21 protein-coding genes are annotated in these 26,112 nt (G+C 54.4%); 15 read left to right on the forward strand and 6 right to left on the reverse strand.

Annotated features, from left to right (window positions below):
* Nucleotides 1-72: 72 nt before the first annotated feature.
* The 3 genes from N805_RS02925 to N805_RS02935 form a co-directional block, all read right to left on the reverse strand.
* Entirely contained in the window at nucleotides 73-1,263 is a 1,191-nt protein-coding gene (locus N805_RS02925; protein ID WP_028613318.1) for a PLP-dependent aminotransferase family protein, read from the reverse strand.
* 86 nt (nucleotides 1,264-1,349) lie between these two features.
* Entirely contained in the window at nucleotides 1,350-2,363 is a 1,014-nt protein-coding gene (gene dmpG / locus N805_RS02930; protein WP_019471996.1) for a 4-hydroxy-2-oxovalerate aldolase, read from the reverse strand.
* On the reverse strand, nucleotides 2,356-3,300 hold the full coding sequence (locus N805_RS02935) for an acetaldehyde dehydrogenase (acetylating) (protein ID WP_019471997.1): 945 nt from the start codon (nucleotides 3,298-3,300) through the stop codon (nucleotides 2,356-2,358). Before N805_RS02935 ends, dmpG begins: the two co-directional genes overlap by 8 nt.
* A gap of 280 nt (nucleotides 3,301-3,580) precedes the next feature.
* Here N805_RS02935 and N805_RS29365 point away from each other — a divergent pair, with 280 nt between their 5' ends.
* Both N805_RS29365 and N805_RS02945 read left to right on the forward strand, forming a co-directional pair.
* Nucleotides 3,581-4,528 (forward strand): AraC family transcriptional regulator, encoded by a 948-nt coding sequence (locus N805_RS29365; protein WP_019471998.1) that lies wholly within the window; start codon nucleotides 3,581-3,583, stop codon nucleotides 4,526-4,528.
* Nucleotides 4,529-4,553: 25 nt separating this feature from the next.
* The gene (locus N805_RS02945; RefSeq protein WP_155412666.1) at nucleotides 4,554-5,123 is read left to right on the forward strand and encodes an Lrp/AsnC family transcriptional regulator; all 570 of its coding nucleotides are present in this window, start codon (nucleotides 4,554-4,556) and stop codon (nucleotides 5,121-5,123) included.
* Here the strand turns inward: N805_RS02945 and N805_RS02950 are convergent.
* Nucleotides 5,095-6,006 (reverse strand): LysR family transcriptional regulator, encoded by a 912-nt coding sequence (locus N805_RS02950; RefSeq protein ID WP_019472000.1) that lies wholly within the window; start codon nucleotides 6,004-6,006, stop codon nucleotides 5,095-5,097. The genes N805_RS02945 and N805_RS02950 overlap by 29 nt on opposite strands.
* A 201-nt stretch (nucleotides 6,007-6,207) precedes the next feature.
* Between N805_RS02950 and N805_RS29585 the strand changes: the two genes are divergently transcribed.
* From N805_RS29585 to N805_RS03015, 13 genes are all read left to right on the forward strand, one after another.
* Nucleotides 6,208-7,383 (forward strand): MFS transporter, encoded by a 1,176-nt coding sequence (locus N805_RS29585; protein WP_080956774.1) that lies wholly within the window; start codon nucleotides 6,208-6,210, stop codon nucleotides 7,381-7,383.
* A 279-nt stretch (nucleotides 7,384-7,662) separates the two neighbouring features.
* A complete protein-coding gene (locus tag N805_RS02960) occupies nucleotides 7,663-9,024 on the forward strand; it encodes an MFS transporter (RefSeq protein WP_019472002.1) in 1,362 nt (453 codons plus the stop codon).
* Between the two features lie 79 nt (nucleotides 9,025-9,103).
* A complete protein-coding gene (locus N805_RS02965) occupies nucleotides 9,104-9,976 on the forward strand; it encodes a LysR family transcriptional regulator (RefSeq protein WP_033692397.1) in 873 nt (290 codons plus the stop codon).
* Nucleotides 9,977-10,149: 173 nt separating this feature from the next.
* A complete protein-coding gene (locus N805_RS02970; protein ID WP_050551688.1) occupies nucleotides 10,150-11,154 on the forward strand; it encodes a succinylglutamate desuccinylase/aspartoacylase family protein in 1,005 nt (334 codons plus the stop codon).
* Nucleotides 11,155-11,291: 137 nt separating this feature from the next.
* Nucleotides 11,292-12,614, forward strand: a complete 1,323-nt coding sequence (locus tag N805_RS02975; protein ID WP_019472005.1) for a DUF3100 domain-containing protein — start codon at nucleotides 11,292-11,294, stop codon at nucleotides 12,612-12,614.
* Nucleotides 12,615-12,688: 74 nt separating this feature from the next.
* Nucleotides 12,689-13,993, forward strand: coding sequence for an OprD family outer membrane porin (locus tag N805_RS02980; protein ID WP_019472006.1), 1,305 nt, complete (start codon nucleotides 12,689-12,691; stop codon nucleotides 13,991-13,993).
* A gap of 722 nt (nucleotides 13,994-14,715) precedes the next feature.
* Nucleotides 14,716-15,471 carry a hydroxypyruvate isomerase family protein gene (locus tag N805_RS02985; RefSeq protein WP_019472007.1) on the forward strand — a complete coding sequence of 252 codons (756 nt, stop codon included), beginning with the start codon at nucleotides 14,716-14,718 and terminating at the stop codon, nucleotides 15,469-15,471.
* Nucleotides 15,472-15,515: 44 nt separating this feature from the next.
* Nucleotides 15,516-16,403: a LysR substrate-binding domain-containing protein gene (locus tag N805_RS02990; protein WP_019472008.1), complete on the forward strand. Its 888-nt coding sequence runs from the start codon at nucleotides 15,516-15,518 to the stop codon at nucleotides 16,401-16,403.
* 150 nt (nucleotides 16,404-16,553) lie between these two features.
* Nucleotides 16,554-19,232 (forward strand): aconitate hydratase AcnA, encoded by a 2,679-nt coding sequence (gene acnA, locus N805_RS02995; protein ID WP_026034518.1) that lies wholly within the window; start codon nucleotides 16,554-16,556, stop codon nucleotides 19,230-19,232.
* Between the two features lie 255 nt (nucleotides 19,233-19,487).
* On the forward strand, nucleotides 19,488-20,540 hold the full coding sequence (locus tag N805_RS03000) for a lactonase family protein (protein ID WP_019472010.1): 1,053 nt from the start codon (nucleotides 19,488-19,490) through the stop codon (nucleotides 20,538-20,540).
* 60 nt (nucleotides 20,541-20,600) lie between these two features.
* The gene (locus tag N805_RS03005; protein ID WP_019472011.1) at nucleotides 20,601-21,917 is read left to right on the forward strand and encodes an MFS transporter; all 1,317 of its coding nucleotides are present in this window, start codon (nucleotides 20,601-20,603) and stop codon (nucleotides 21,915-21,917) included.
* 141 nt (nucleotides 21,918-22,058) lie between these two features.
* Entirely contained in the window at nucleotides 22,059-23,312 is a 1,254-nt protein-coding gene (locus N805_RS03010; protein ID WP_019472012.1) for an OprD family porin, read from the forward strand.
* 20 nt (nucleotides 23,313-23,332) lie between these two features.
* The gene (locus tag N805_RS03015; protein WP_019472013.1) at nucleotides 23,333-24,058 is read left to right on the forward strand and encodes a transporter substrate-binding domain-containing protein; all 726 of its coding nucleotides are present in this window, start codon (nucleotides 23,333-23,335) and stop codon (nucleotides 24,056-24,058) included.
* Nucleotides 24,059-24,366: 308 nt separating this feature from the next.
* Here N805_RS03015 and N805_RS03020 read toward each other — a convergent pair whose 3' ends face one another.
* Nucleotides 24,367-25,008, reverse strand: a complete 642-nt coding sequence (locus N805_RS03020) for a 3-oxoacid CoA-transferase subunit B (RefSeq protein ID WP_003251131.1) — start codon at nucleotides 25,006-25,008, stop codon at nucleotides 24,367-24,369.
* An 8-nt stretch (nucleotides 25,009-25,016) separates the two neighbouring features.
* Nucleotides 25,017-25,712 carry a 3-oxoacid CoA-transferase subunit A gene (locus N805_RS03025; RefSeq protein WP_010954768.1) on the reverse strand — a complete coding sequence of 232 codons (696 nt, stop codon included), beginning with the start codon at nucleotides 25,710-25,712 and terminating at the stop codon, nucleotides 25,017-25,019.
* Between the last annotated feature and the right edge of the window lie 400 nt (nucleotides 25,713-26,112).

Below are 26,112 nucleotides of genomic sequence, written 5' to 3' on the forward strand. Positions count from 1 at the left end.
GCGATTATTATCAGCAACAAAAGCACGATAAAGGTTCGCATTTCTTCGAGGCCGGCCATGAAAATACCTCTTCTACCAAATGTGCTTCTTAAGCAATCCACCCAGCGCTTCAATGCCATTGACAATAGCCGCATCGGTGCTGGTGGAATAACTTACGCGAGCATGGTTGGCTTTCTGATCCACGGAGAAAAAAGTCGCACCCGGTACGTAAGCTACTTGCGCTTCGGGGAGAGCGTGATTAAGCATGAAGTCGGCTGCGTCAAAGCCATTCGGGAAGGTCAGCCAGGTGAACATGCCGCCCGCAGGTTTGGTGTATTGAACCTCGCTCGGGAAGAAGTCATTAATTGCCTTAAGCATGACGTTCTTCTTGCGGAGGTAGGTCTTTCTGATCTCGTCGATATGAGCGTCTACGTCATATTTGTCGAGGTACAGAGACACCGCTTTCATGTTCAAGGTGCTGCACTGAGTATCTGCAGCCAGCTTGAGCAGGGTCAGTTTTTGGACAAGCTCGTCCGACGCGATGATCCAGCCCAAGCGCAGGCCTGGGGCCAGAATTTTCGAGAAGCTGCCCAGGTAGATGACGCGGTTCTCAGTATCAAAGGACTTGATCGCTGGGAGGTGCTCGCCTTCGTAACGAATTTCGCGGTACGGAGTGTCTTCCAGAATGATGAGGTCATGGGCGTTGGCCAACTCGACCAGCCGCTTTCGGCGTTCCAGGCTCAAGGTCACGCCAGTTGGGTTCTGGAAGTCAGGGATGACGTAGATGAACTTGATGCCCTTGGTGGTCTTGAGCTTTTCCTCCAGAGCCTCGACGTCCATTCCATTCTCATCCATCGGCACTGGAACGTACTGCGGCTGATAGGGGTTGAAAGCGATCAGCGCGCCCAGGAAGGTGGGGTCTTCCGCGACGATTTTATTGCCCGGATCAATCAGCAGTTTGGCGACAAGGTCGAGGCCCTGCTGTCCACCCTGGAGCACCAGGACGTTGTCAGCACTGCAGGTAACACCCTGTGCCGCCATGCGCTGGGCGATTTGCTCGCGGAGGCGAATCAGGCCGTTCGACTCGGTGTATTGGAGCGCTGCCCGACCGTTCTGGAGAATGGCCTCGGCATAAACGTCATTCAGCTGCTCCAATGGAAAAAGCGAAGCGTCCGGATAACCGCCGCCGAACGAGATGATTTTTGGATCAGCTCCAAGCTTCAAAAGTTGGCGGATAGCGGAAGGCTTCACGCCCGACATACGAGTTGCGAAAATGTTTTCCATTGGAGTCACTTGATGTTGAGTGCTTTAGATCTGATGGGGCAACGACCAACCTACCGACAGTGGCCCCACCGCCGTGCTAGACGAGATCAGTTCGACTTTTGGCGAACGATGTCGAGGGCAACGTCTTCAATCATGTCTTCCTGGCCACCGATCAGCTTGCGACGCCCGATCTCAACCAAGATTGCACGCGGATCCAGACCGTACTTGTCAGCAGCCTTTTCGGCGTGCCGCAGGAAGCTGGAGTACACACCTGCGTAGCCGAGGGTCAGCGTTTCTCGGTCAACCCGTACAGGGCGGTCTTGAATCGGACGAACTAGGTCGTCTGCTGCGTCTTGGAGTTTGAAGAGATCGCAGTTGTGTTCCCAACCGTAGTGGTTGGCTACAGCTATGAAGGCTTCCATTGGGCAGTTACCAGCGCCGGCACCCATCCCAGCCAAGGACGCGTCCACGCGAGTGGCGCCGGCCTCAATTGCCGCCACGGTGTTGGCCACAGACAACGACAAGTTTTCATGGGCGTGAACACCGCGCTCGGTGCTGCTGTTCAGGGCTTGGCTGACTGCAGTGAAGCGTTCGGAGGCGCCTTTGACTGTAAGGCCACCTGCTGAGTCGGCGAGGTACACACAGGCCGCACCATAGCTCTCCATTTTCTTGGCCTGGATGGCCAGCGCTTCGGGAGAGGCTGCGGATGACATCATCAAGAAGCCCGAAACGTACATCCCCATCTCTTTAGCGGCAGCAATGTGCTGGGCCGAGACATCGGCTTCAGTGCAGTGAGTGGCGATACGAATCGACTGGATGCCGGCGTCGCGAGCTCGTTTGATGTCATCGATGGTGCCGATGCCAGGCAGCAATACCGTGGTTAACACAGCTCGCTTACAGACCTTGGCGGCTTCTGCGATGTACGCGACATCGGTGTGGCGGCTAAAGCCGTAGGTCAGGCTGGAGCCATTCAGGCCGTCACCGTGTCCTACTTCGATCCCGTCAACACCGGCCTCGTCCAACGCGGCAGCGATATCCCGGATGTGGCCAAGGTCGTACTGCTGACGTACAGCGTGCATGCCGTCACGGAGAGTTACGTCGAGAATAAAGAGCTTAGTCATTGCTACCACCCCAACCGCGAATCGCTACGATATTTTCGGCAGCCTTCAGTGCTGCAGAGGTCATGATGTCCAGGTTGCCTGCGTAAGCCGGCAGATAGTGGGCGGCGCCTTCAACTTCGAGGAAGACGGATACCTGGAGGCCCACGAAAGGAGCCTGGGGCGCGGGTAATCGCAGCGGGGATTCTTCGGTGAATTCCTGAAACTGGACGTCCTGCTTGAGGCGGTACCCAGGTACGAACGTCTGAACTTCTTTGACCATTCGCTCCACGGATTCGCGGATAGCCTCTTTGTTCGTGGAGCGGCACAGGCAGTGGACTGTGTCACGCATGATCAGAGGAGGCTCTGCAGGGTTCAGGATGATGGTCGCTTTCCCCCGCTTAGCCCGGCCTACGCTTTCGATAGCGTGAGTGGTCGTTTCGGTAAATTCATCAACATTGGCGCGGGTACCCGGGCCTGCCGACTTCGAGGCAATCGAAGCGATGATTTCAGCGTATTCCACTACTGCGACATCACTGACTGCGGCAACGATTGGGATGGTGGCCTGCCCACCGCAGGTGACCATGTTGAGATTGTAACTGTCCTGATTCTCTTTCATGTTCACAGTCGGAATCACGAAAGGGCCTACCGCTGCCGGGGTAAGGTCGATCAGTTGGATGTCTTTGCCCTTAAGCACTTCATCATGGTGTCTATGAGCACCGGCAGAGGTGGCGTCGAATACGACCTTAACACCTTCAAATTCCGGAAGACGCAGCAGGCCTTCGATACCTTCATGTGTAATACCCAGACCATGCTTGTGGGCGCGTTGCAAACCGTCAGACTCAGGATCAACCCCCGCCATCGCGACTATCTCGAGCAGTCGCGAATTACGCTTGATTTTGATCATCAAATCGGTACCGATGTTACCCGATCCAATAATCGCCGCTTTTACTTTTGGCATTATTGTTCTCGCACTAAAAGGGAGGCGTAGTCGAAGGTTACGTCTCGTAACCACGGGGGCATTCCGCTTGGGGCGGGATACCTGCGGCCATCCTAGTGCTGGGTTGAGCGGGTCGTTTGCGACGGATGGCCATTTTTTTCATGAAACTGCCGGTGTCGCGTTTTTTTCTTTCGGACGGACAGAGGTATGCGTAAATCTCCTTACGTATGCCAGGGTAGGCACGAGAAATGCTTGCATTCGATAGAAATCAGAAAACGTTACCTTTCCATCAGGTGCCAAAATGCTGACACAACGCCTGCAGATCCCGGATGACCCATCCCACCACCTTCTGAAGCCATGGAAGAGCTATTCAGATTTTTACCTGGGTTCTAATTATTCGAAATTCCCTCAGGAACACAGGGTTTCCGCCGGCCTCTTGAATTTCCGAATGATTCATGTAGAGCAGGGTGCTCACAATTTCGCTGACCCAAGCGTTCGAGAAACCATCCTTGCCCTGCCGGTTAAGGCGAGTTCGAATTGCATGTGGGGTTGGCAAATCGATGGGGTTTGGCGGGAGCAGAGGTCAGAGGCTGGACGAATGTTGGTGGTACCTTCTGACACACAGAGCCATTGGGAGGTTGATGGAGAGCGCACCATTCTGGTGCTAGCGTTGCCTAACGACACCATCAAGGGGTTACTTGGAGTCAACTGCCCAGCTCGAATTAGCGAAGCGTTCAGACGCCTCGCTGAGGATACATGGCACGATGCTTTCCTAGAACTGATGATGACTAGACTTTGGGAATGCTGCTCGGGCAACGATCCAGCCAATGCCCTGCTTGGCGACGGCCTGCTTATGTCAATTCTTTCCAGTATGCTCAAAAGAGCGGGCACCGACTTGCATGCCAACACGGCTGTTGTCCTGCCGCAGTGGCGAATCAAGAGGGTAGAGCAGTTCGTCGAGGCCAACCTCAACGGAGAAATCTCCATTGAGGATTTGTCGGCAGCCGCTGGGCTGAGTCGCCGCCATTTTTCTAGGAGCTTTCACCAGCAACTAGGGCTCACCCCGCACCGGTGGTTGATGAAGGTGCGGACTGACAAGGCAAAGGCCATGCTAATCGGATCAAACCTTTCGCTTTGTGAAATAGCTGAGGCTTGCGGGTTTGCTAGCCAAAGCCATTTTGCAACCATGTTTAAGCAGCAGACGAACACTACGCCCTCTAGGTGGCGCCAGTCTTACAGACAAAACTAAATACGTAGAGCCTGAGGTGATGGAAATGAATGCTGCGCAAGCTATATTTTCTCGGATCAAAGATGTAACTGCGCCTGTCCAAGACGTATACACGCATGATGAAGTTGATATTGCAATCCTACGCGTTCTTTCTGAGGATGCCAGGATGTCTCAGCGTCAGGTAGCTGCCGCGCTGGGGATCTCAGCTCCCACCGTTAGTGAGCGTATGGCACGCCTAGAGAGGGCTGGCGTCATTAAAGGGTATGCCGCCCAAATAAATTGGGCAGCTCTCGGATATTCTCAAGTGGTGTACCTGACGATATCTGCCTCCAGAGATCATGATATCGCTGAAGTCATGAGGGGGATATGGGCGTTGCCCGAGGCTCAAGAAGTAACACTGATTTCTGGGGATGTCGACCTATTGGTGCAGCTGAGGGTTCGCGATCACTCGCATCTGAGGGAGTTATTGATGGATCAGATTTGGCAGATAACTGGCTTGCAAGGGACTTCAACCCAGATCGCTATCGCAGATATGCCTGCCAAGAACTTCTCGATGGGGATGCTCTCTCAATTGGAGCAAAGACTAACTAAGTCTGGTAAGTTGAGTGGGGGTTGATATGGCCGGATTTCCACTTTTCTACAAAACTCAAGATGTGCGTGTGCATGGCCTTTGCGGCTGGTGATAGCAATGTAGCGGATTTTGATGCAAGCCCTATGTTTCGCACAACTGGTGGCTTTAGTGGGTAACTACGGATCTCCGCTTTTCGGTTTTGAAGCGCGAGTTCAGGCATGATTGAAACACCAAGGCCTTTCTCTACCATCGCTAAGATTACGTTATCGTCTACGGCCTTGATCGTCGAGTGCATGGACGAAGGGGCTTTCTTGAGGATGTCGCGAATTTCTTTTGAGTTGCTTTCGTGCTGTCCAATAAACTCTTGACTAGCAAGTTCCTCAAGCGAAACGTGACAGGGATTGATTGGAGTAAAGGATCCGTTAGTCACGCATACCATTTGGTCGCTGTACAGAGGCACTACGTTGAAGTGACCCGCTGCTGGTGTTGTGACAAATCCTAGATCAGCGTCCCCCAAGCTCAGAGCGCTTAGCACGTCGTCATAGCTTCCCTGATTAACGTGAACGGTCACCAAGGGGTAACTAGCCCTGAAAGTGCTCACCAGCTCAGGTATCCAGGCCACGCTCACTGAGCTGAATGCCGCAATTTTCAAGGTGCCTGTCGATAAACCCTTGAGTTCAGTCGCGTGCTCTATAAGCTTTTTGTGGGCTCGAATTGCTTCCTTTGCCAGAGGGATAAGCGCCTCGCCTTGAGGCGTCAAGTTGGTGCCGGCACGGCCCCTGGTCATCAATGCAAAGCCGAGCTGAGCTTCGAAATTCGCTAGCGCGTGGCTTACAGCGGATGGGGACAAATGCAGGAAGTCTGCAGCCGCTGCCAAGCTGCCTCGTTCGACAATGGCTATGAATACTTCATAAGACGCTAAGGCCATAAGATACCTGTGACACATAGGTGAAAAATATTAATCTGAAAGACAACGCTATTCGCTTTTTCATCGCGCCAAATTTTGCTAGGGTGCCTGACGCAACGTGTAATTGGCGTTGGAAGCGGTAACAAGTATAAGATTCCGCACTTTAACTTGCATATTTTCTGCCTCAATAATATGTTTTAAGATAAAGGCTCGGACTGAGAGATGATAAATCCAAACGAAAAGGCGACGCTGCGTCGCTCGCAAGGCTTTGCTGCCGCAGGTGCATTTGGTTTGCTGCTCGCTGGCACTAATATGACTACGCCACTTCTTCCTCTCTATAATAGTGATCTTGGCTTTACTCCATTGTTGATGTCGATGACTTTTGTTTGCTATGTCTCGGTATTGATTGGAGTTTTGATAGTTTTTTCTAATCCATCCGCCGCTAAATATGCCCCGCAGCTAATATGTACATCGCTGGTCGTGGCTGCCGTGTCGGATTTCTTACTATCGCAAGCGAATGAAGCTTGTATTTTGCTGGGCAGGGGAGTGGCAGGTGTTGCAGGTGGTATTGGCACCGGTGCCGCAGCAGCGCTGGTGGTCACGGCACTGGGAGCGAAGGGGCGTTCGATATCTGCGACAGGGAACTTAGTGGGTGCTGTAGTAGGTACGTCTTTCGGACAAGCCTGCGTGATGATTCTTTCAGCTGATGCCATGCGTGTCACCTTTATAATTCATGGTTCCGCTTGTATGGTTGCTCTCGCGGTTCTTCTGCCGATCCTGTATCGCAGGCGCGAGATCAACAGGTTCTACCTTAAGCAGGTACATATTGATTCACCCTCGGCGGAGATGGCCATACTGCGCTTACCGCTTGCCGTTGGGTGTATAGCCTGGATAGCCATCAGCATTGTCATCGTCTCGTTGCCTACGCTATTTTCAATCATCGGTCTGGACAGCGCTAAGATCGGCGGAGTGATTGCATTGCTGGTGGCGTGCGCTATGGGGCAGCTCTCCAGCCCATGGTTGGCTAAACATGCACCTCGGATTTCAGGAGTGATGGCAATGGCTGTTGGCGCCGGCCTACTCCTCGTCGGTGCCGAAGTACATAGTTCAGCAGTTGTATTGTTTGGCTTAGGCATTCTGGGTGGTGGAGCTGGTGTTGCTTACAGAATTGGGTTGCTGGTAATAACTAAGGGATGTTGCCCATCATTGCAAAGTTCCAGGTCTTCTATCTATTCGGCGGTCACGTATGGTGCTGCTGCAGTAGTAATCCTGCTGGCCGGCGTCGCAGGTAACGTATTTGGGATTTCACATGTAGTCACCGCTCTTTTCAGCGTCCTTGTCTGTATCAAGCTTGCATTGTCTGCCTGGGCACCGAGGTTGAAAGACAGCATGGAGTAACGTTGTCCGTCTCGTCGTGTGGGCCACATTGTGTATCTTGCACTGTGAGTCGAATTGCATGAGTCTGACGATTTCAGGCGATTTGCCCACCTTTCGTCAACCCGCATTCGATGCTCCTTCCCAATAGATGTATCGATACGGCCTTGTCGATGAAACTATGGCCGTTTTGTGAAATGTGATTGCAGTTTTCTCCTTTACACCTGGTGGCGAAAGGGGCTGCAATGATGCGGCATTAGCCACCTAGGCTACTTTGAATCATAAGAATAAAAAGGATGATTTATGGCAGCGCCGAAAGACCTGGATGTGTCGACGTTTCTAGATGATCAGCCCACATCGGGTAGGCAGTGGGGTGTCTTCATACTTTGTATGGTTGTACTAGCCATCGATGGTTTTGACACAACCTCGATTGGGTTCATTGCTCCTGCACTGATTGATAGCTGGGATATCTCGAAGCAGAGTCTCGGGCCTGTAATGATGAGCGGTTTGCTTGGTGTAGCTGTAGGTTGCATTATCGCGGGGCCTCTCGCTGACCGTTATGGCCGGCGCCTCGTCATAGTTATTTCAATGCTAATTGTGGGGGTGTGGAGTATTGCCTGCGCCTTCTCGACCGATATCGTAATGCTAAGTGCATTTCGATTCCTCACTGGGCTTGGCCTTGGAGCATCTATGCCCAACGCTGCTACTCTGGTCTCCGAATTTGCTCCCAAGCGACGCAGATCCCAGATGGTCGCAAGTATCTATTCAGGTTTCGCCGTTGGAGCGGCACTTGGAGGTTTCGGAAGTGATGCATTAATAAGCAACTTTGGGTGGGGATCAGTATTCATTGTTGGTGGCGTAATCCCATTGGTTTTCTGCCTGGTATTAATCAGGTATCTTCCTGAGTCTACAGCGTTCCTGCTAAGCAAGGGCGAAGCGTATAAGCCCAGGTTGGTTGAGGCAATTAACAGGCTTCGACCTGGCTTAGCTACGCATGGTTGCAGGATTTATACTTCGGAAGATGTTCTGGCCGGGAGCGGAAGTGTTGAAGCGCTATTTTCCCCAAAATATCTTTTGGGGACTATGGCTATATGGCTGATGCTATTTGTTGGCCTGATCAACTTATACTTGCTTTCCAGTTGGCTGCCGCTCTTAGTTAAAGGCGCTGGAATGACACTAGGTGAGGCTGCTTTGATCGGAGCTATCTTTCAAGCCGGAGGGATATTCGGCAACCTAGCCATCGGTTTGAAGATGGATCGATGGGGACATCACAAGATCGTCGCACTTACAATTCTAGGTGGTGCTATTACTGCCGCAGTGATTGGGTTAAATACACCATCGATGAGGCTATTGATTCCACTCGGTTTTGTGCTGGGTTACTTCGTCAATAGTGCCAATGGCGGTGCTTACGCATTAGCTGCTCAGTTCTATCCTGCTCAGTTTAGGGCCACCGGTGTCAGCTGGGCTACAGGGATAGGCCGTCTGGGCTCTATTACAGGAGCAGGGATTGGTGCAACGATGCTTGCCCTAGGCTGGGGTTTCAGGGAGTTGTTCTTGTTCTTGAGCATTCCGGCTAGCGTTGGGATTCTCGCTCTGGTTATCAAGTACCGTAGTTCACGCAATGCTTCCGCACATGGCAGCGATTCCGCAGCCCAGCTGGGGTAGCAGGCATCGCCTGATGCTGATCGTGATTGTTTGGGCCATTGCTGTTATGGCTTGATACTCAATCTAGAGGGCGGCTCACTTGACTTTGCATAACTACCAAGTTTTTGTGTCAATCGTTGAGCACGGCACGCTCGTGGGCGCTGCTCACCGCCTAAATTTATCGCCATCGGCCATTAGCCACGCTCTTGCCTCGCTTGAGGCTAATCTTGGTTTCTCATTGTTTTTGAGGACGAAGTTAGGAATCAGGATTACAAAAAGCGGCGAGGAAATGCTTGTGGCAGCAAGGAGTGTGCTGGCAGCCCACAATCGTTTGCTTCAACAAGCTGCTCAGCTAGAAGGTCTTGAGGTAGGTTCTGTAACAATAGGTGCCCTGAGCAGCATCTGCGCTGCATGGATACCCGGTATCGTTCATGGCTTCAGAAGCCTCTATCCGAATATAGAGATCTCAGTAGAACAGGGCGGCCTGGACGATGTGAGGACTTGGATTGCCGAGGGTAAGGTGGATATAGGATTTATTACTTATCCGGCTCCGCCTGGCCTTGACTCCGATGATTTATATTGTGATCCGCTCATATGCATTACGCCTAGAGGCTTTAAGTCAGAAGGGGGCGCCTCAATGTCAGTGAGTGATCTGCGAGATGTGTCATTGATAAGCCAGCGCGGTGACTATGCTAGAGATATTGCTCGGCTCTTGGAGCAGCATAAGATAGTCATCAAATCCCAGATGCACGCGATAGATGCTGCCTCCATCATCGCAATGGTAGAGAGTGGTCTGGGAGTTGCTGTCCTTCCAGCCTTGTCGTTGGCAAGATACAAGTACGATCTTGATGAGTTTCAGTTTGATCCGCCTGCTTGCAGAAAGATAATACTGGCGAGTTTAGGTAGGGAAGGGTTGAGCCCTGCTGCGAGTAAAATGCGTTCATATATATTATCGAGCGCCGAAAATTTCTGAGAGCTTAGCCACCGAAAGGTGGCATTTTTTTACCTGTGGTGATGAAAAAAACTGCATCTGGCTCCGAAAAAATTCATGGATTGTCATGGCCTATCGGCTATGGAATATTTTGAATAGAACAGGTGATTTCTATCAGTAATCCGTAGATGAGGTGCGTTATGCAAGAGCGATCCATGATTCAAGAAAACGTTAATTTTGAAGCGAGCGGTGTGCAATTCGGCTCACTCAGAGTACCTCACTCTGTTAACCGGTCTGCTTATGGGCACATCGCAATTCCCATAGCTGTTATAAAGAATGGTGATGGCCCTACAGTCCTCCTGACAGGCGGGGTACATGGTGATGAGTATGAAGGGCCTGTCGCTCTTTCAAAGCTTGTGCGTCGGATCAATGTCGCGGATGTAAGCGGGCGTATAATCGTTATACCTGCGTTGAATTACCCTGCATTCCTGGCCGCTACTCGGGTCTCTCCTATTGATGGGATTAACCTTAATCGTACTTTTCCTGGGAAACGCGACGGCACAGTGACCGAAATGATCGCACATTACGTTACGAGTCGTTTGCTTCCCATCTCTGACTACCTGTTCGATTTCCATGCGGGGGGAAGTTCGCTTCAGTATCTACCAGGTGTCTTGGCGCCATTTGCCCATCAAGAGCGCGATCCAGAGCGAGCAGCGCAATTGCTGAACGCTTTTGCTCCGAAGCGAATTTATTATTATGACAGTGATAGCGCGCTGAGTGGCGAAGATCGTGTGCTGGGTAACTACGCAAAGAAAGCAGATGTCGCATTCTTGTGCGGAGAGTTCGGCGGCGGATCCTCTGTGAATTTAGAAGGTCTTCAAACCGTGGAGCAAGGCTTGCTCGGATATCTTCGAGAGGTTGGCGTCTTACGTTCTGAGCTCGTCAGCAATGGAGAAACTTGCGGAGCACAGTCATTCTCGCTGGACGGACAGGGGTTGATGGCGTTTTCCCCGAAAACAGGATTTTTTGAGCCGGCGTTCCAGCTCGGTGAGACCATTCAGCCTGGTGGGATGGCAGGTGCAATTTATGACTTGGACAATCCGTGGGAGGATCCGGTCATTGTCAATTTTGAGAGGGGAGGTGTTGCTGTTTGCATTCGGACTTATTCGATGGTTCAGCCTGGTGATTGTTTAGGGCATCTGGCAATTCCGATTAGCTGAACCAAGCTTCAGGTCTTGTTTGGTCAATAAAAATAAAAATGCATGTTGGGCTTCTTAATAAAATTTACTCCTGCCCCTGATGCTAAGACTAATGGCTGATGCAGTGGTAAAGGCTGTGTCGGTCTGGAGATGCTTTTATGTACGGTGCAATTGTATATCGGTTGCGAGATCGAGGTGCAAGCCTTGATGTGTTTAAGCTGTATTTCTGGGCGATCATGATAGTGATCGTGGCTGAGCTATGTGGGCCAATTAAGATACCGGTAGGCTCAGGAAACATTGTGCTGCTCCCGTACCTTTGGGCAACCCTTTTAGCCCTTGCCGTTGGCCTGATGGGTACAAGGTTGAATCGGCTAGTTGCGATTGATATTGCAGCGCAGTGCAAGGCTGCGTTGATATTTCAAACTGCTATTCTTGTTTTCATAGCTAAACTCGGCCTACTTGTGGGTGAGTCCGTCCCGGTGATCATCAACGCAGGTTGGGCGATCATCTTCCAGGAGCTGGGACATTTCGTAGGTACCATTCTCCTAGGCCTGCCTGTTGCACTCCTGCTTGGCATCAAAAGAGAAGCTGTCGGTGCCACATTCTCTGTTGGTCGAGAACCCAGCCTGGCAATCATCAGTGAAAAATATGGCATGAACTCTCCTGAGGGTAGGGGAGTGATGGGTGAGTATCTCACTAATACCCTGCTGGGTACGTTGTTCATGACCTTTGCGGCTGGCCTCGTTACGAGCCTGGGCGTTTTTGATCCAAAGTCCCTCGCCATGGGGGCCGGAATCGGATCTGGAACCATGATGGCAGCGGCTGCCGGTGCCATCGCGGCACAGCAAACACCTGAAGTCGCGAAAGAAGTGATGGCGATTGCGGCTGCGGCCAACCTCATGACAACCACAATCGGCACATACTTCACTCTCTTCATCTCACTGCCGCTCGCGAATTGGGCTTATAGAACATTCGAGCCAATAATCGGACGTGTGTCTTCTGCGTCCATTCCTTCCGATGGTGATTTCAGCTTGTCTGAAGGCGAGCGCTCACTGACCTGGTCAGGGAAATTTTTCGCTTGGACTGGCATTACGATGTTGGCTCTTTTGGCAAACTACGTGGCCTTTGCCAGTATCCCAGCGATCCTCTACTTAGGCTTAGCATTGCTAATTGCAATCGCGTTTGTTGGCGAGTTTTTATTCATCATCACAAGGCGAAAAATTCCAGTAGTGTGTTGGGTCTCGATTGTGGCAATGTTTCTTACATCTCCAGCCAATCCGTTTGCTGAGGAAGTCAAGCTGGTAGCGAGCAGCGTAAACATCATCACGTTGATAACCCCCATCCTGGCTTTTGTTGGTTTGTCTATCGCCAAGGATCTTAGGGCCCTAAAGCAACTTGGGTGGAGACTTGTATTGGTGTCTCTTTTGGCCACCTTTGGTACATTTATCGGCGCTACCTTGGTGGCAGAGCTTTTCCATTGAAAGTAACTAAGTGGTTCTAAGTCTATTTTTCAATACGTTCAGTATTGCTTAGCTAATTTCAAGGAAATGCCGTCATGTTCTTCACATTTAGATCAATGGTTGCACTAGGCTTTTTGTCGGTGTCTGGTTTGGGGTATGCTGATTTTCTCAAAGATAGTAAGGCTCAGCTCGGTTATAAAAATTACTACTACAATAACGATAACCGAGACGGGGAAGCATCTCCGTCAAAAATTGCTGAGTGGGCACATGGTTTAACACTTGATTATCAGTCTGGTTATACACAAGGCAACGTGGGTTTCGGGTTTGATGCCTTGGGTATGGTTGGGATGAAGCTGGATAGCGGGAAAGGGCGTCATCTAGGAAGTAGCATGATTCCTACTGACACTGATGGGCGGGGGGTTGATGAGTGGAGTCGCTTTGGTGTTACTGGCAAAGCAAAGGTTGGCGAAACCAGCTTACTCTATGGAACGTTGCGACCCTCCCTTCCTGTCATTTTGACTAATGACGCACGCGTATTGACGCAGACATACCAGGGCGGTCAAGTCGTGATTAAGGATTTACCCCAGTTCACATTCACTGGCGGTCGCATAAGCCGTGCTACTGCTCGTGCCTCTACTGATCGCACCGGACTCGCTATCACCGGTGGTACCCAAGAGAGCGACGGGTTCACGTTCTCAGGTGTTGACTGGACGCCGCAGAAAAGTCTTAAACTTCAATACTACTTTGGGCACCTGGACGATTACTACACGCAGCACTTCCTTGGCGCTGTTCATCAGTGGGATTTAGGAGGCGGGCAGTTTTTAAAGACCGATCTCCGCTACTTTGATACGAGCTCTTCAGGACGAAACAGTCAAGGCGATGCTGGCTATCGTATCAGCGGTTATACAAGCAATGGCGATGGTGAAATTGACAACAAGACTTGGAGTGCAATGGGAGTGTATGGCATCTCAGGTCATTCGCTCACGGCAGGGTACCAGGTGGTGTCGGGGGGCAGTAACTTCCCTCAGGTAGCCCAGGGTAGCTTGCCCGGCAAAGGATCGGTTGGTAGTACGCTCTACCTGTTCACTGACAGGCTTATCCAGAGCTTCAACAGAGCGGGGGAGAGGACGTACTTTGGCCAGTATGCGTATGATTTTTCCGCGTTAGGTGTGCCAGGTCTCAAGGCATCGCTGACATACCTTAAGGGCGACGATATCAAAACGGATAGCGGCATTGACCTTCGAGAGTGGGAGCGGGATCTCATCGTTGATTACGCTGTTCAGTCCGGTTTTCTCAAGGGACTGGGGGTGGCCTGGCTTAACGGAAAATCGCATAGCGAAGCATCAAGAAACCAGGATCAAAACAGACTGATCCTGAGCTATACGATCCCCCTACTATGAAATTGTAAGTGCAGTGCTGAAGCTAGGTATTGGGTCAGTAAGCAAGGCGCGGTGGATGATGAGTGATCTCGGCTCATCTTGCCGTGCCGCGCTTATCCCGAGGTTGTTGCGCTTTTGCACCTTGTTCATGGGCGCAACGCCCGAGAATGCTCCGCTTGTGCCTTGGCGCCGCCATCTCTTCAAGCACCGTAACCTAGGACTCACAGACGCTACGGAAGACCCTGCGCGCGCTCAGGTCACCCGCGACCGATGTGTTGGAAGAGACAGGCTGGCATCACCACATTTGTGATATCCACTTTGCCAATGCGTTGGCGGGGGGATCAATCTGCAGTCCGAGGATGGTCGCTATATAAGGGTCAACACTGGTGAGTCATTGTTCATTCAATCATGGTTCAGGCACACCGAAACCACCGTTCCCCCTGATCTAAAGCTCGAGGTGTTCGCACCCGGGAAGATGCGCCCGTTGCTTGCCACTCTCCTAGCAACTGCCGACTGTCGAAAGACGCGAGCTGGCCGGCTTCGGTAGGAACTCATAGGGTAGGGCCTATCAGATAAAGACAGTTTGTGTGTGTCCAGCCGTATCTAGCTTCGAAGGCTTCGCGCTTCGAGAACACACTATTGACCGCTCGATAATTCTCAGAAGAGTGGCAGCCCTTTACGATGGCTCACGCATCCTAGATGCAACCCAAATGGACAAACGTTATGAATAATGGAGCGCCCCAATGCTCAACTTCAACGCGCACCTAGGTTTTCAGTTCACTGAGCTTCCTTTTCTCCAGCGCTTCGCTGCAGCCACCCTAGTAGGCTTCAAAGCGGTAGAGTTTCCTTCCCCTTATGCCTACGACGCTTCGGTGCTAGGCGATCTGCTTCAAAAGCACAAATTGAAGCTTGTTCAGTTCGCAGCCCCCGCTGGTGAGACGAAGGGCCTTGCAGCCGTTCCGGGGAAAGAAGACGAGTTTCGTCATGGCCTGAAGGTAGCAGTGCAGTACGCCAAAGCGCTCGGTTGCGCCAACGTGCACCTGATGTCAGGCGTCAGTGGGGATGGCCAGGCAAACACTGTCTTCAGAGAAAACCTGGATTACGGGGTCAAGTACCTGCTCGATCATGGTCTTGTTCCGTTGTTGGAGGTTATCTGCACAGAAGCTGCGCCAGGTTACTTCTTCTCGGATTTCCACAAGGCGCAGGACGCTCTTGAGCGTTTCCCAGACCTTCGTCTGATTCTGGATCTCTACCATGCTCAGATCCTGACGCAGGATGCGATAGGCATGCTTCGGGCCTATCATCATCGAACTGAGCATGTACAGATTGCAGACTGGCCTGGACGACATGAACCAGGTACCGGGAGTATGGATTTTTTGAGCCTGTTCAACATGTTGCAACAGCTTGACTATAGCGGCTGGGTGGGGTGCGAGTACCATCCTTCTGGTGTGACTACGGACACGCTTGGATGGATGAGTCGATTCAAGAGCGATCTGTGACCGCCTTCGCGGAGCTTGAAAAGCTACCTACCAGGAATTGAACATTGCGCTACGACCTTACCAGCCTTGACCTTTTCATCACTGTTGCCCAGGAGCGGAACCTCACTCGTGCCGGTCGAATCAAGCATGTCGCAGTTTCGGCCATCAGCAAAAGGATCACTGAGCTCGAGGCGCAGATCGGCTCCCCGCTACTGCTGCGTAATGCTAGAGGGGTAGAGCTGACCCCAGCAGGTCAATCCCTGTTGTTTTACGCCAGGCAACTCAAGCAAACCATGGCCCAGCTCGACACCGAATTGAGTGGGTATGCAAGCGGAGTCAAAGGACACATTCGAATCCACGCGATCACTTCCGCGTTGTCCCAATTTTTGCCTCAGGACGTTGATGGTTTTGCCCAGCTCTACCCACAGATCAAGTTTGATATCGAGGAGCGAGTTGGCTCTGCTGTGATTCGAGCGGTAGCTGATGGCCGAGCTGACCTTGGGATCATCGCAGCACAAACGGCCTCAGAGGGGCTTGAGGCGCTGACCTACAGGCATGATGAGTTGACCTTGGTGGTCCCCAGTGGTCATGAGCTAGCCACGCGTAAGGTCATCAGATTCAAGGAGGTGCTGGAGCATGAATTCGTTGGCCCTCACCTTGAAAGCTCGATGCACACCTTGCTGACAGCGGAGGCCGCGAAGCTGGGTATGAGCCTCAAGTTACGTATTCGGATTAGCAGCTTCGACTGCATGTGCAGGATGGTGTCTGCCGGGCTGGGTATCGCTGTGCTGCCTCGAAGTGTCATCAACCAGTATCTGCGCAGCCACAAGCTCAAGGCTGTGACCCTGGATGAGCCATGGGCACACCGCACGCTGTTACTGGTGGTCAGAAAGTACGAAGCCGCATCCCCCACGCTCAAAACGTTCATCGATCACCTTAAGCTACCAGAGTAGAGCAGTCCGGCAGCGTTCTCGTTTGGAGAACGCTGTTGTGGTAATTGACCAATTTTCATCCCCGCAGACTGCTCTTAGTATCGGCTCAACCGCCTAAGGCATGGCTCCGCGCATGCCTGCTAGCACTATAAGAAGCCGAGCGAAATGAGCATGACCGAGACTGCCTGCGACCTCTTTACTCCCCTGACAATCAACGATGATTCGTTCACGATTGTCGATCTGGGCAAGATGCTTGATCTCAGCCAGCTGGCAAAGCTGCCGTATTCCATTCGTATCCTGCTGGAGAACGTTGCACGCTGCTCTCCAGAAGCCTTGCCGTCAGTGTTGGCGAGAGCTACCGGGCAGGGCCCGGACTGCGAAGTACCTTTCCAGCCCAACCGCCTGATGTTCCATGACACCACCTGCCTGCCTGCTTTGGCCGACTTCGCCGGCATGCGGGATGTTGTCGCCGAGCTGGGTGGCGATCCACAGGCGATGAACCCGCTGATCCCCGCTGTACTGACTATCGACCACTCGGTAATCGTCGAGCGCTACGCCGAGGCGAACGCGGTCGAGCAGAACCTGGACATCGACTTCCGCCGCAACAGCGAGCGCTACCGTTTCATCAAATGGGCTCAGAAGAGCCTGGACAACTTTGGTGTGATCCCACCGGGTACCGGCATCATTCACCAGATGAACATGGAGGCGTTGGCCCAGGTCGTTTGGGAAAGTCGCGCAGCGAACGGGGAGCGCCTGCTCCACCCTGACGACATGGTCGCCACCGACAGCCACACGCCGATGATCAATGCCATTGGTGTGCTGGGCTGGGGCGTTGGTGGGCTGGAAGGGCAGGCCGCCATGGTGGGTGAACCGGTACCGATCAGCTTCCCGAAAGTGATTGGTATCCGCGTGACCAATGCCATGCGCCCAGGTGTAACAGCCACCGATTTGTCCCTGCATGTGGCAGAAATTCTGCGTAAGCGCTCGGTCGTGGGCAAGTTCGTGGAGTTCACTGGGCCAGGCCTCTCCACGCTAAGCTGGGCAGCACGTGGCACAGTCTCCAACATGGCGCCCGAGTACGGGGCGACGGTTGTGTTCTTCCCGTTCGACAACGAGACGTTGGCCTACCTGGAGCTCAGCGGTCGTTCGGCCAAGTTGCGCGAGCAAGTCATCGCCTACATGAGCGCCCAGCCGCTGTGGCGCCGCGACGAGCTGGCCGAGCCGGAATTCGACGAGCTCATCGAGCTTGATCTGGCGTGCATCGAGCCGAGTGTTGCAGGCCCGCACCAACCGCACCAACGTCAGCCACTTTCCAAGGCCGCAGCGTCGTTCCAGGATGAAGTGCTGGGCGGCGGCAAGCTGATCACAGCTCCGCAAGAGCAGTGCTTCTTCGAGCCTTCTTTTGGTGAGTCGATCACTCACGGCGCTGTGGTGATGTCGGCTATTACCAGCTGTACCAACACCGCAAACCCGGCGCAGATGATCCAGGCGGGTTTGCTGGCCCGTAAGGCCCGGAGCCTGGGCCTTCAGCGTAAGCCGTGGGTCAAGACGTCGCTCTCGCCTGGCTCGCAGGTGGTCGCAGACTACTTGGCTGAAGCCAACCTGCTGGAAGACTTTTCTGCATTGGGCTTCGATCTGGCGGGCTTCGGTTGCATGACCTGCATCGGCAACTCGGGGAAGCTCGAAGAGCACGTTGAGCATTTCGCCGATCAGGGCCTCAAAGGCGTGGTCGTGTTGTCCGGCAACCGAAATTTCGAAGGCCGGGTGAACCCTAAAGTACCGGCAGGCTATCTGGCATCCCCGGCGTTGTGCGTTGCCTACGCCATCGCCGGTACCATCGATATCGACCTGACTTCGCAGCCGCTTGCCACGGATGCTGGGGGCCAGCCGGTATTCTTGCAGGATCTGATGCCAAGCGATGCTGACATTGCCGATGAGGTCGCCAAGGTGGTCAAGCCGGAGTTCTTCCAGCATCGCCTGGCAACTGTCTGGGAGGGTACGCACCATTGGCAGGCGCTTTCTGCCGAGGGTAGTGTCCAGTTTCCCTGGAGGCCCGAGTCTACCTACCTGCGTCGTCCGCAATACCTGGCGGATATCCAGGCGGAGCCTAAAGCGTCCCTGGCTATCAATGGTGCTCGGACGTTGATGGTGCTTGGCGATAACGTCACTACTGACCACATCTCGCCAGCAGGCGCGATCCCTGCCAATAGCTTGGCGGGCCAGTGGTTGCTCGAACGTGGTGAGGATCCACAGGACCTCAACCAGTATTCCACGCGTCGCAGTAACCATGAAGTGATGCTGCGTGGTGCCTTCACCAACAAATCAGTGAAGAACCGTCTCCTTGGTGATCAGCAGCCAGGGCTGGGCGCCTGGGCGTGGAATGCTGACCACAGCGAATGCTTACCGCTGTACGAGGCTGCCAAAAGCTATGCCCTGCAAAAGACACCGATGGTGGTTTTTGCAGGTATCAACTACGGCGCTGGCTCCAGCCGTGACTGGGCCGCGAAGGCACAGGCCCTGCTTGGGGTGAAGGCGGTGGTTGCGCAAAGCATCGAGCGTATTCACCGCAGCAATCTGATCGGCATGGGCGTACTGCCTCTGGTCTTCAAACCTGGCCAAAGCGTTGACGACCTTCGTATGGATGGCAGCGAGCAGTTCGATTTCCTGGGCCTTGATGAGCTGGCTGTAGGCGAGAACCTGATCAAGTTGATCGTTCATCGCGCCGATGGCCGTCGTGATGAAGCCGAGGTTATTGCGCGTGTGGATTCGCAGCAGGAAGTGCGCTACCTGGCCAACGGTGGTGTGCTCCCGTTCGTGATCCGCAAGGTTGTTGCCCGCACTCGGGCTTGATGTTTAAAGGCCCCATGCGGGGGCCTACTTGGCCAAAACAATAAGAAGGACTCGTCCATGGATCGCGAACAATCCAACGTTGTTGCGCCTGACCTCGCGAGCGTCACGCACGCAGGGTTATGCCGTCGCACGCTGATCAAGCACTTAGGTACAGCCACCGGCCTCGGTATCCTGGGCTCATTGCTACCTGCAGGGTTGGTCAGCGCCGCGAGTGCCATGTCTTCAAACAATTCTGCAAGCGGGAGTAATACCCCAATGTTCGCTTATGTCGGATCGCGCACAACCCGGGAGCGCAATGCCCGTGGTGATGGCATCACGGTCTATCGGTTGAATCAAGACGCCGGCACGCTGGAGCAGGTGCAGTTGGTCGACGACTTGGTGAATCCCTCGTTTCTTGCCCTCAATCGCGCCGGTGATCGCCTCTACACTGTTCATGGCGACCGCAGTGAGGTCAGTGCCTTCAGCGTCGACAAGGCAAGTGGGAAGCTGACATTCCTCAACCGCCAAAGCTGTGAAGGAAAGAATCCGGTGCATTTGGCGCTGGATCCGAGCGAGCGGTTCCTGGTGGTTTCCAACCATATTACCGGCACCTTGGCAGTGCTCAATGTGGAAGAAAATGGCGCCTTGGGCGGTATCAATCAATTGCTCAAGCTTGAAGGCCCCACTGGCCCTCATCGGGTTGAGCAGCCATTCGCCAAGCCGCATTTCAACCCGTTTGATGCAACAGGGAACTACGTTCTGGTACCGGATAAAGGCCTGGATCGAGTGTTCAGCTTCCGCTTTGACAACGGCAAGCTGCACCCTGCCGACCAGCCATTCGCTGTTGCCCGCGAGGGTTCTGGCCCGCGTCATATCGCAATGCACCCCAAAGCCGGTTTCGCTTATGTGATCAACGAGCTGGACTCAACCGTTACCAGCTACCGTTTCGACTCGCGCAGTGGTGCCCTGCAACCGTTCCAGGTGTTGCCGTCGCTGCCGGCGAGCTATACCGGCAACAGCCGCGCGTCCGAGATCGAAGTGGACCGCAGCGGGCGTTTCCTCTATGCCTCCAATCGCGGTTACGACAGCATCGCTGTGTTCAAGATTGATCAGGGAAGTGGCCTGCTGAGCCCTGTCGACTTCGTGCCTAGCGAAGGGAAAACGCCGCGTTTCTTCAGCCTGACGCCAAATCAGCGTTTCCTGTTTGCACTCAATGAGGACAGCGACAGCATCGTGTCATTTGCTGTCGATCCGCAGACCGGTGGTTTGAGCAAGACAGATTTTTCGATTTCGACCGGCAGCCCGGTCTGCATGATCTTTTCCGCCTGATACCTGCTGCAACGATAACAATTAAAGGGCGAGCTACGGTTCGCCCTAGATGAGGTCTCTATGAACAACAACAAAACTGTCGATGAGCAGGCTGTCGTTCGCAAGGTTACCTTGCGGATCATCCCGTTCATGTTCTTGCTGTACATCGTCTCCTACCTGGACCGCGCCAATATCGGTTATGCCGCGCTGGAGATGAACAAGGAACTCGCCCTGACCAGCGAGGCGTTCGGTTTCATTTCCGGGATCTTCTTCATCGGCTATTTCCTGTTCGAAGTGCCGAGCAACGTGATGCTCAACAAATACGGTGCGCGGGTCTGGATAGCCCGGATCCTGGTGACCTGGGGCCTGATTGCTGCCGCTACCGCCTTCGCCCAGACCGCCAACCAGCTTTACGTGCTGCGCTTTTTCCTGGGCGTGGCCGAGGCGGGCTTCTTTCCGGGCGTGATCGTCTACCTGACCTACTGGTTCCGCTCGAAGGAGCTGGCCACGACCGTCGCGCTGTTCACGGCGGCAATCCCGGTCAGCTACATCATTGGCGCGCCGCTTTCGACCTGGATCATGGACAACATCAAGTGGCTGGACTGGAGCGGCTGGCGTTGGATGCTGTTCCTCGAAGGCGTCCCGGCCGTGTTCCTTGGCATAGCCTGCTTCTTGTTCCTGACTGACAAACCGGAGCAGGCCAAATGGCTTACCCAGCAGGAGAAAGACTGGCTGCTCGCCGAGCTCGAGCGTGATCGCCAGAGCCGCAAGAACGTCAAGCGACTGGGTGTGTTCAAGACAATGGTCAACAAGAAGGTGCTGTACCTGGCCTTCATCTATTTCGTGTACCAGTGCGGCAGCCTGGGTGTGGGTTACTGGATGCCGCAGATCATCAAAGGCTTCTCCAGCGAGCTCACGCACACGCAAATCGGTTTGATCGCAATGCTGCCCTATATCGTTGCGACGGTAGCGATGGTTATTTGGTCGCGAAGCTCTGATCGACGAAACGAGCGCAAGATGCATTCTGCGATCCCCCTTGCAGTGGCGGCCTTGGGCCTGGTGGGGGCGGGCATGTTGTCCAGTCCTGTGGCCTCGATGGCGATGATCTGTGTGGCATTGTCGGGTCTCTACAGCTTCAAATCCCCGTTCTGGGCACTGCCCACCCTGTTCCTTGATCGTGCTACCGCAGCGGTATCCATCGCAGTAATCAACTCCATCGGCAACCTGGGTGGTTTCGTTGGCCCATCAATGATTGGCGTGGTTAAAGGCAACAGCCAGAGCGCCGCTACCGGCCTGCTGTTCCTCAGCGCACTGCTGCTCATCGCGTTCCTGATGACTGCACTGATGCGTGTGACCAACAAAGAGCCCGATCAGCCAGTAGCCGCTTCAGCCCACTGACCTGCTGACAGAGTCGCTCTTACAGGGCATTCCAATCTTTGTAAGGGCGGTTCCAGACCGCGTAGCAATCCCCGTAACGAATAATTTCTTCCTGGCCCGTTCCGGGTCGGGCAGCGTCATGCCAAAAAATGGAATCGCCAGATGCACAACAACAAAAACATCCTGCGCACCCTGATCACTCTGTCCCCGTGCCTGGTCGTCGGTACCGCCGGTGCAGAAGGTTTTGCCGAGGACAGCAAGGCAAGCCTGCAACTGCAAAACTACTACTTCAATCGCGATTTTCGCGAGGGTGCCGGCCAGTCCAAACGGGAAGAATGGGCCCAGGGATTCCTCTTCGATTTCCGCTCTGGTTACACCCCAGGCACTGTGGGCTTTGGCCTTGATGCGTTGGGAATGCTGGGTATCAAGCTGGATTCAAGCCCTGACCGATCCGGTTCCGGCCTGCTGCCGGTGCATGACGATGGGCGCGCTGCCGATGAGTTCAGTCGTCTCGGCCTGACCGCCAAGGTGAAGGTTTCCGAAAGCGAGCTCAGGTACGGAACACTCACCCCCAAGCTGCCGACCGTGCAGGCCAATACCGGGCGGATACTGCCGCAGACCTTCGAAGGTGGCTTGCTGACCAGTAACGAAATCGAGGGCTTCACGCTGACGGGTGCACGCTTCAATCGCGTGACTGATCGTGACTCGACCGACGCTCAGAAAATCACCCTGAACAACAAGAACCGCAGGTTTACCGGTGCTGTGGAAGGTGATGATTACTGGGTGGGCGGATTTGATTACGCGGTTAACAAAGGGCTGACACTTAGCTACCAGTACGCCGAACTGCAGGACGTGTACCGACAAAACTTTTTGGGTATCAATCACACGTGGAGCATTGGCCCCGGTAAGCTCAAAAGCGATTTGCGCTACATGCTGAGCGACGACGCTGGCAACGCGAATGCTGGCGCCATCGACAGTGGTGCGCTCAGTGGGTTGTTCACTTATAGCCTGGGCGGCCATGCATTTGGCCTCGGGCTACAGAAAATGAACGGTGACACTTCGATGCCATTTCTCAATGGCACGGATCCGTACCTCACCAACTATATCCAGATCAACGATTTTGCCGAGCCTGGCGAACGCTCCTGGCAGCTGCGTTACGACTACAACTTTGCCGCCATCGGCATCCCTGGGCTGACGTTCATGAGTCGCTATGTCAAAGGCGATCACGCTGATGCAGCTACCCATGCCGGGGAAGGCCGTGAGTGGGAGCGCAATACTGATATTGCATACGTATTCCAGTCCGGTGCATTGAAAAATGTTGGTATCCGTTGGCGCAATGCGGCCTACCGCGCGAACCTTGCGCGTGGCGCGGATGAGAATCGCTTGATCGTTTCGTATACCTTGCCAATCTGGTAAACCCCTTTCAGGAGATCCCTATGACCACCATCACCCCCGCGGTACTCGATGACTTGGCCCCAGGTGGCGTCATGCACGCTGCGATCAACTTTGGTAACCCCGTGCTCGCTCAGCGTGGCCCGAATGGCGAGCCACAAGGCGTATCCGTTGCACTTGCCAAAGCCCTTGCGCAAGAACTGGGTGTGAAGCTGGAAATGCGCACTTTCGATGCCGCAGGCAAAGTCTTTGCCGCGTTGGACGAGGGGGTATGGAGCCTGGCGTTTCTGGCTATCGAGCCGGTGCGTGAGGCGCAGATCTCGTTCAGCGAACCCTACGTCATTATTGAAGGCACGTACCTCGTTGAGCGCGACTCCCCATTCCAGTCGGTGGCTGATCTGGACCAAGCCGGGCTGAAGCTGGCAGTGGGCAAGGGGGCTGCCTACGATCTGTTTCTGACCCGTACCCTGAAGAACGCCGAGCTTGAACGCGCGGACACGTCCGCAGGGGCGGTTGATCTGTTCCTTGAACAAAAACTCGATGCGGCTGCGGGCGTGCGCCAACCCTTGCAGAAGGTAGCTGATCTCGACCCGCGCTATCGGGTGCTGGATGACGCCTTCACCTCAATCCGCCAGGCAATGGCGGTGCCACGTGGACGGGATGCGGGCGCGGCATACGTAAGGGCATTCGTTGAGCGAAAAAAAGCTGAAGGTTTCATTCATGCGGCTCTGGCTCAGAGCGGCCAGGCGGACGTGACCGTCGCACCTTGAATCGTGCCAGGAAAGCGATAGTCTCGGGCTGAAATGGGGTGAGGCTTGGGATAGTGGCTGTTGGTCGGGGCCATGGGGGCTGCTGTGCAGCCCATCGCAGGCAAGCCAGCTCCTACAGGTAGTGCACAGCTTTCGATGCTGGCGCATCAACCTGTAGGAGCGGCCTTGTGCCGCGAAAGGGCCGCAAAGCGGCCCCCGGATTTTGGCGTTACATCAACGGGTGCTGGGGCTGCTTTGCAGCCCTTTCGCGGCACATGGCCGCTCCTACAAAGGTCCGCGTAAGGCAACAGACTGTGTAAGCCGGAAGATCACTTTATCAGCGGCACACCGCTCAGCTTCTGCAACTCGTCAAAGTCGATATCTGCACATATCTCGACCACTTTCAGCCCTTCAGGCGTCACTTCCAGTACGGCCAGGTCGGTGTAGATGCGGCTAACGCACGCAATGCCGGTCAGCGGGTAGGTGCACTCGGGCACCAGCTTGCTTTCGCCGGTCTTGGTCAGGTGGTCCATCATCACGAACACCTGGCGGGCGCCGGTGGCCAGGTCCATCGCGCCGCCTACGGCCGGGATCGAGCCTTCGGCGCCGGTGTGCCAGTTGGCCAGGTCGCCCTTGACCGACACCTGGAAGGCGCCCAGTACGGCGATGTCCAGGTGGCCGCCACGCATCATCGAGAACGAGTCGGCATGGTGGAAGAAGGCACCACCGGTCAGCAGGGTGACGTGCTGTTTGCCGGCGTTGATCAGGTCATCGTCTTCCTCGCCCGGCGCTGGGCTTGGGCCCATGCCCAGCAGGCCGTTCTCGCTGTGCAGGAACACTTCCTTGTCGCCCAGGTAGTTGGCTACCAGGGTCGGTGCGCCAATGCCCAGGTTTACGTACGCGCCTTCCTGGATGTCTGCGGCCACGCGCTGGGCCATCTCGGTGCGGGAGAGCTTTTTGGTGATGGTCATGGCAGGCCTCAGACAGCTTTGGCGATCGAAGAAGCGGCAGCGCCGGTAACGGCAACCACGCGCTGTACGAAGATACCCGGGGTGATGATGTGTTCCGGGTCCAGTTCACCGAGTTCGACAACCTGGTCGACCTGGGCGATGGCGGTCTTGGCGGCCATGGCCATGATCGGGCCGAAGTTGCGCGCGGCCTTGCGGTAGGTCAGGTTGCCCCAACGGTCACCCTTGTGCGCCTTGATCAGCGCAAAGTCGGCGTGCAGCGGCATTTCCAGCACGTACATGCGGCCGTCGATTTCACGGGTTTCCTTGCCTTCGGCCAGCAGGGTGCCGTAGCCGGTCGGCGAGAAGAACGCACCAATGCCCGAACCCGCTGCGCGGATGCGCTCGGCCAGGTTGCCTTGCGGCACCACTTCCAGCTCGATCTTGCCGGCGCGGTACAGTTCGTCGAACACGTAGGAGTCGGACTGGCGCGGGAACGAGCACACCACCTTGCGCACGCTGCCCGCCATGAGCAGGGCGGCCAGGCCGATTTCGCCGTTGCCGGCGTTGTTGCTGATAATGGTCAGGTCGCGGGCACCGGTTGCGATCAGGCCATCGATCAGCTCGGACGGCATGCCGGCTGTGCCGAAGCCACCGACCATGATGGTCGAACCGTCGGTGATCCCTTCCACCGCGCTGGCGATGGACTCGTACGTTTTATTGATCAAGGCGAGCTCCTGGTTGTTCCTGGAGTATGGTTGTCGGGCTGGCCGGCGCTTTTAAGCGATGAGGCCTGTCAGCGCTTGAAATTGTTTGCTGACTTTCGCTATAGCGTGCCGCAAGATAGGGCAACAGTAGAGGGGGTTTAGCGGAATTTGTGCGATTATCGAACTGTTGTGCGATGTGCGAGCAGTTCTGGCGGCTATTTGTCACATTCCGGATAAGGGCCTGATTTCATCTGGTTTGCGCCTCGGTGGTGCATTCAGGGCCTGCCCATGACCTTTCTTGCACAAGTGCTGTGCATTCAATGACTTGAATTCCCCATTAATCACCGCTCCCGCCGTTGGCGTGCGACTTGCTATCAGATTGCCATCCGATGTCGCGTATGGTGAAGATAATGTCGCTTTC

It is taken from the genome of Pseudomonas putida S13.1.2, from assembly GCF_000498395.2.
GTDB lineage: Bacteria > Pseudomonadota > Gammaproteobacteria > Pseudomonadales > Pseudomonadaceae > Aquipseudomonas > Aquipseudomonas putida_Q.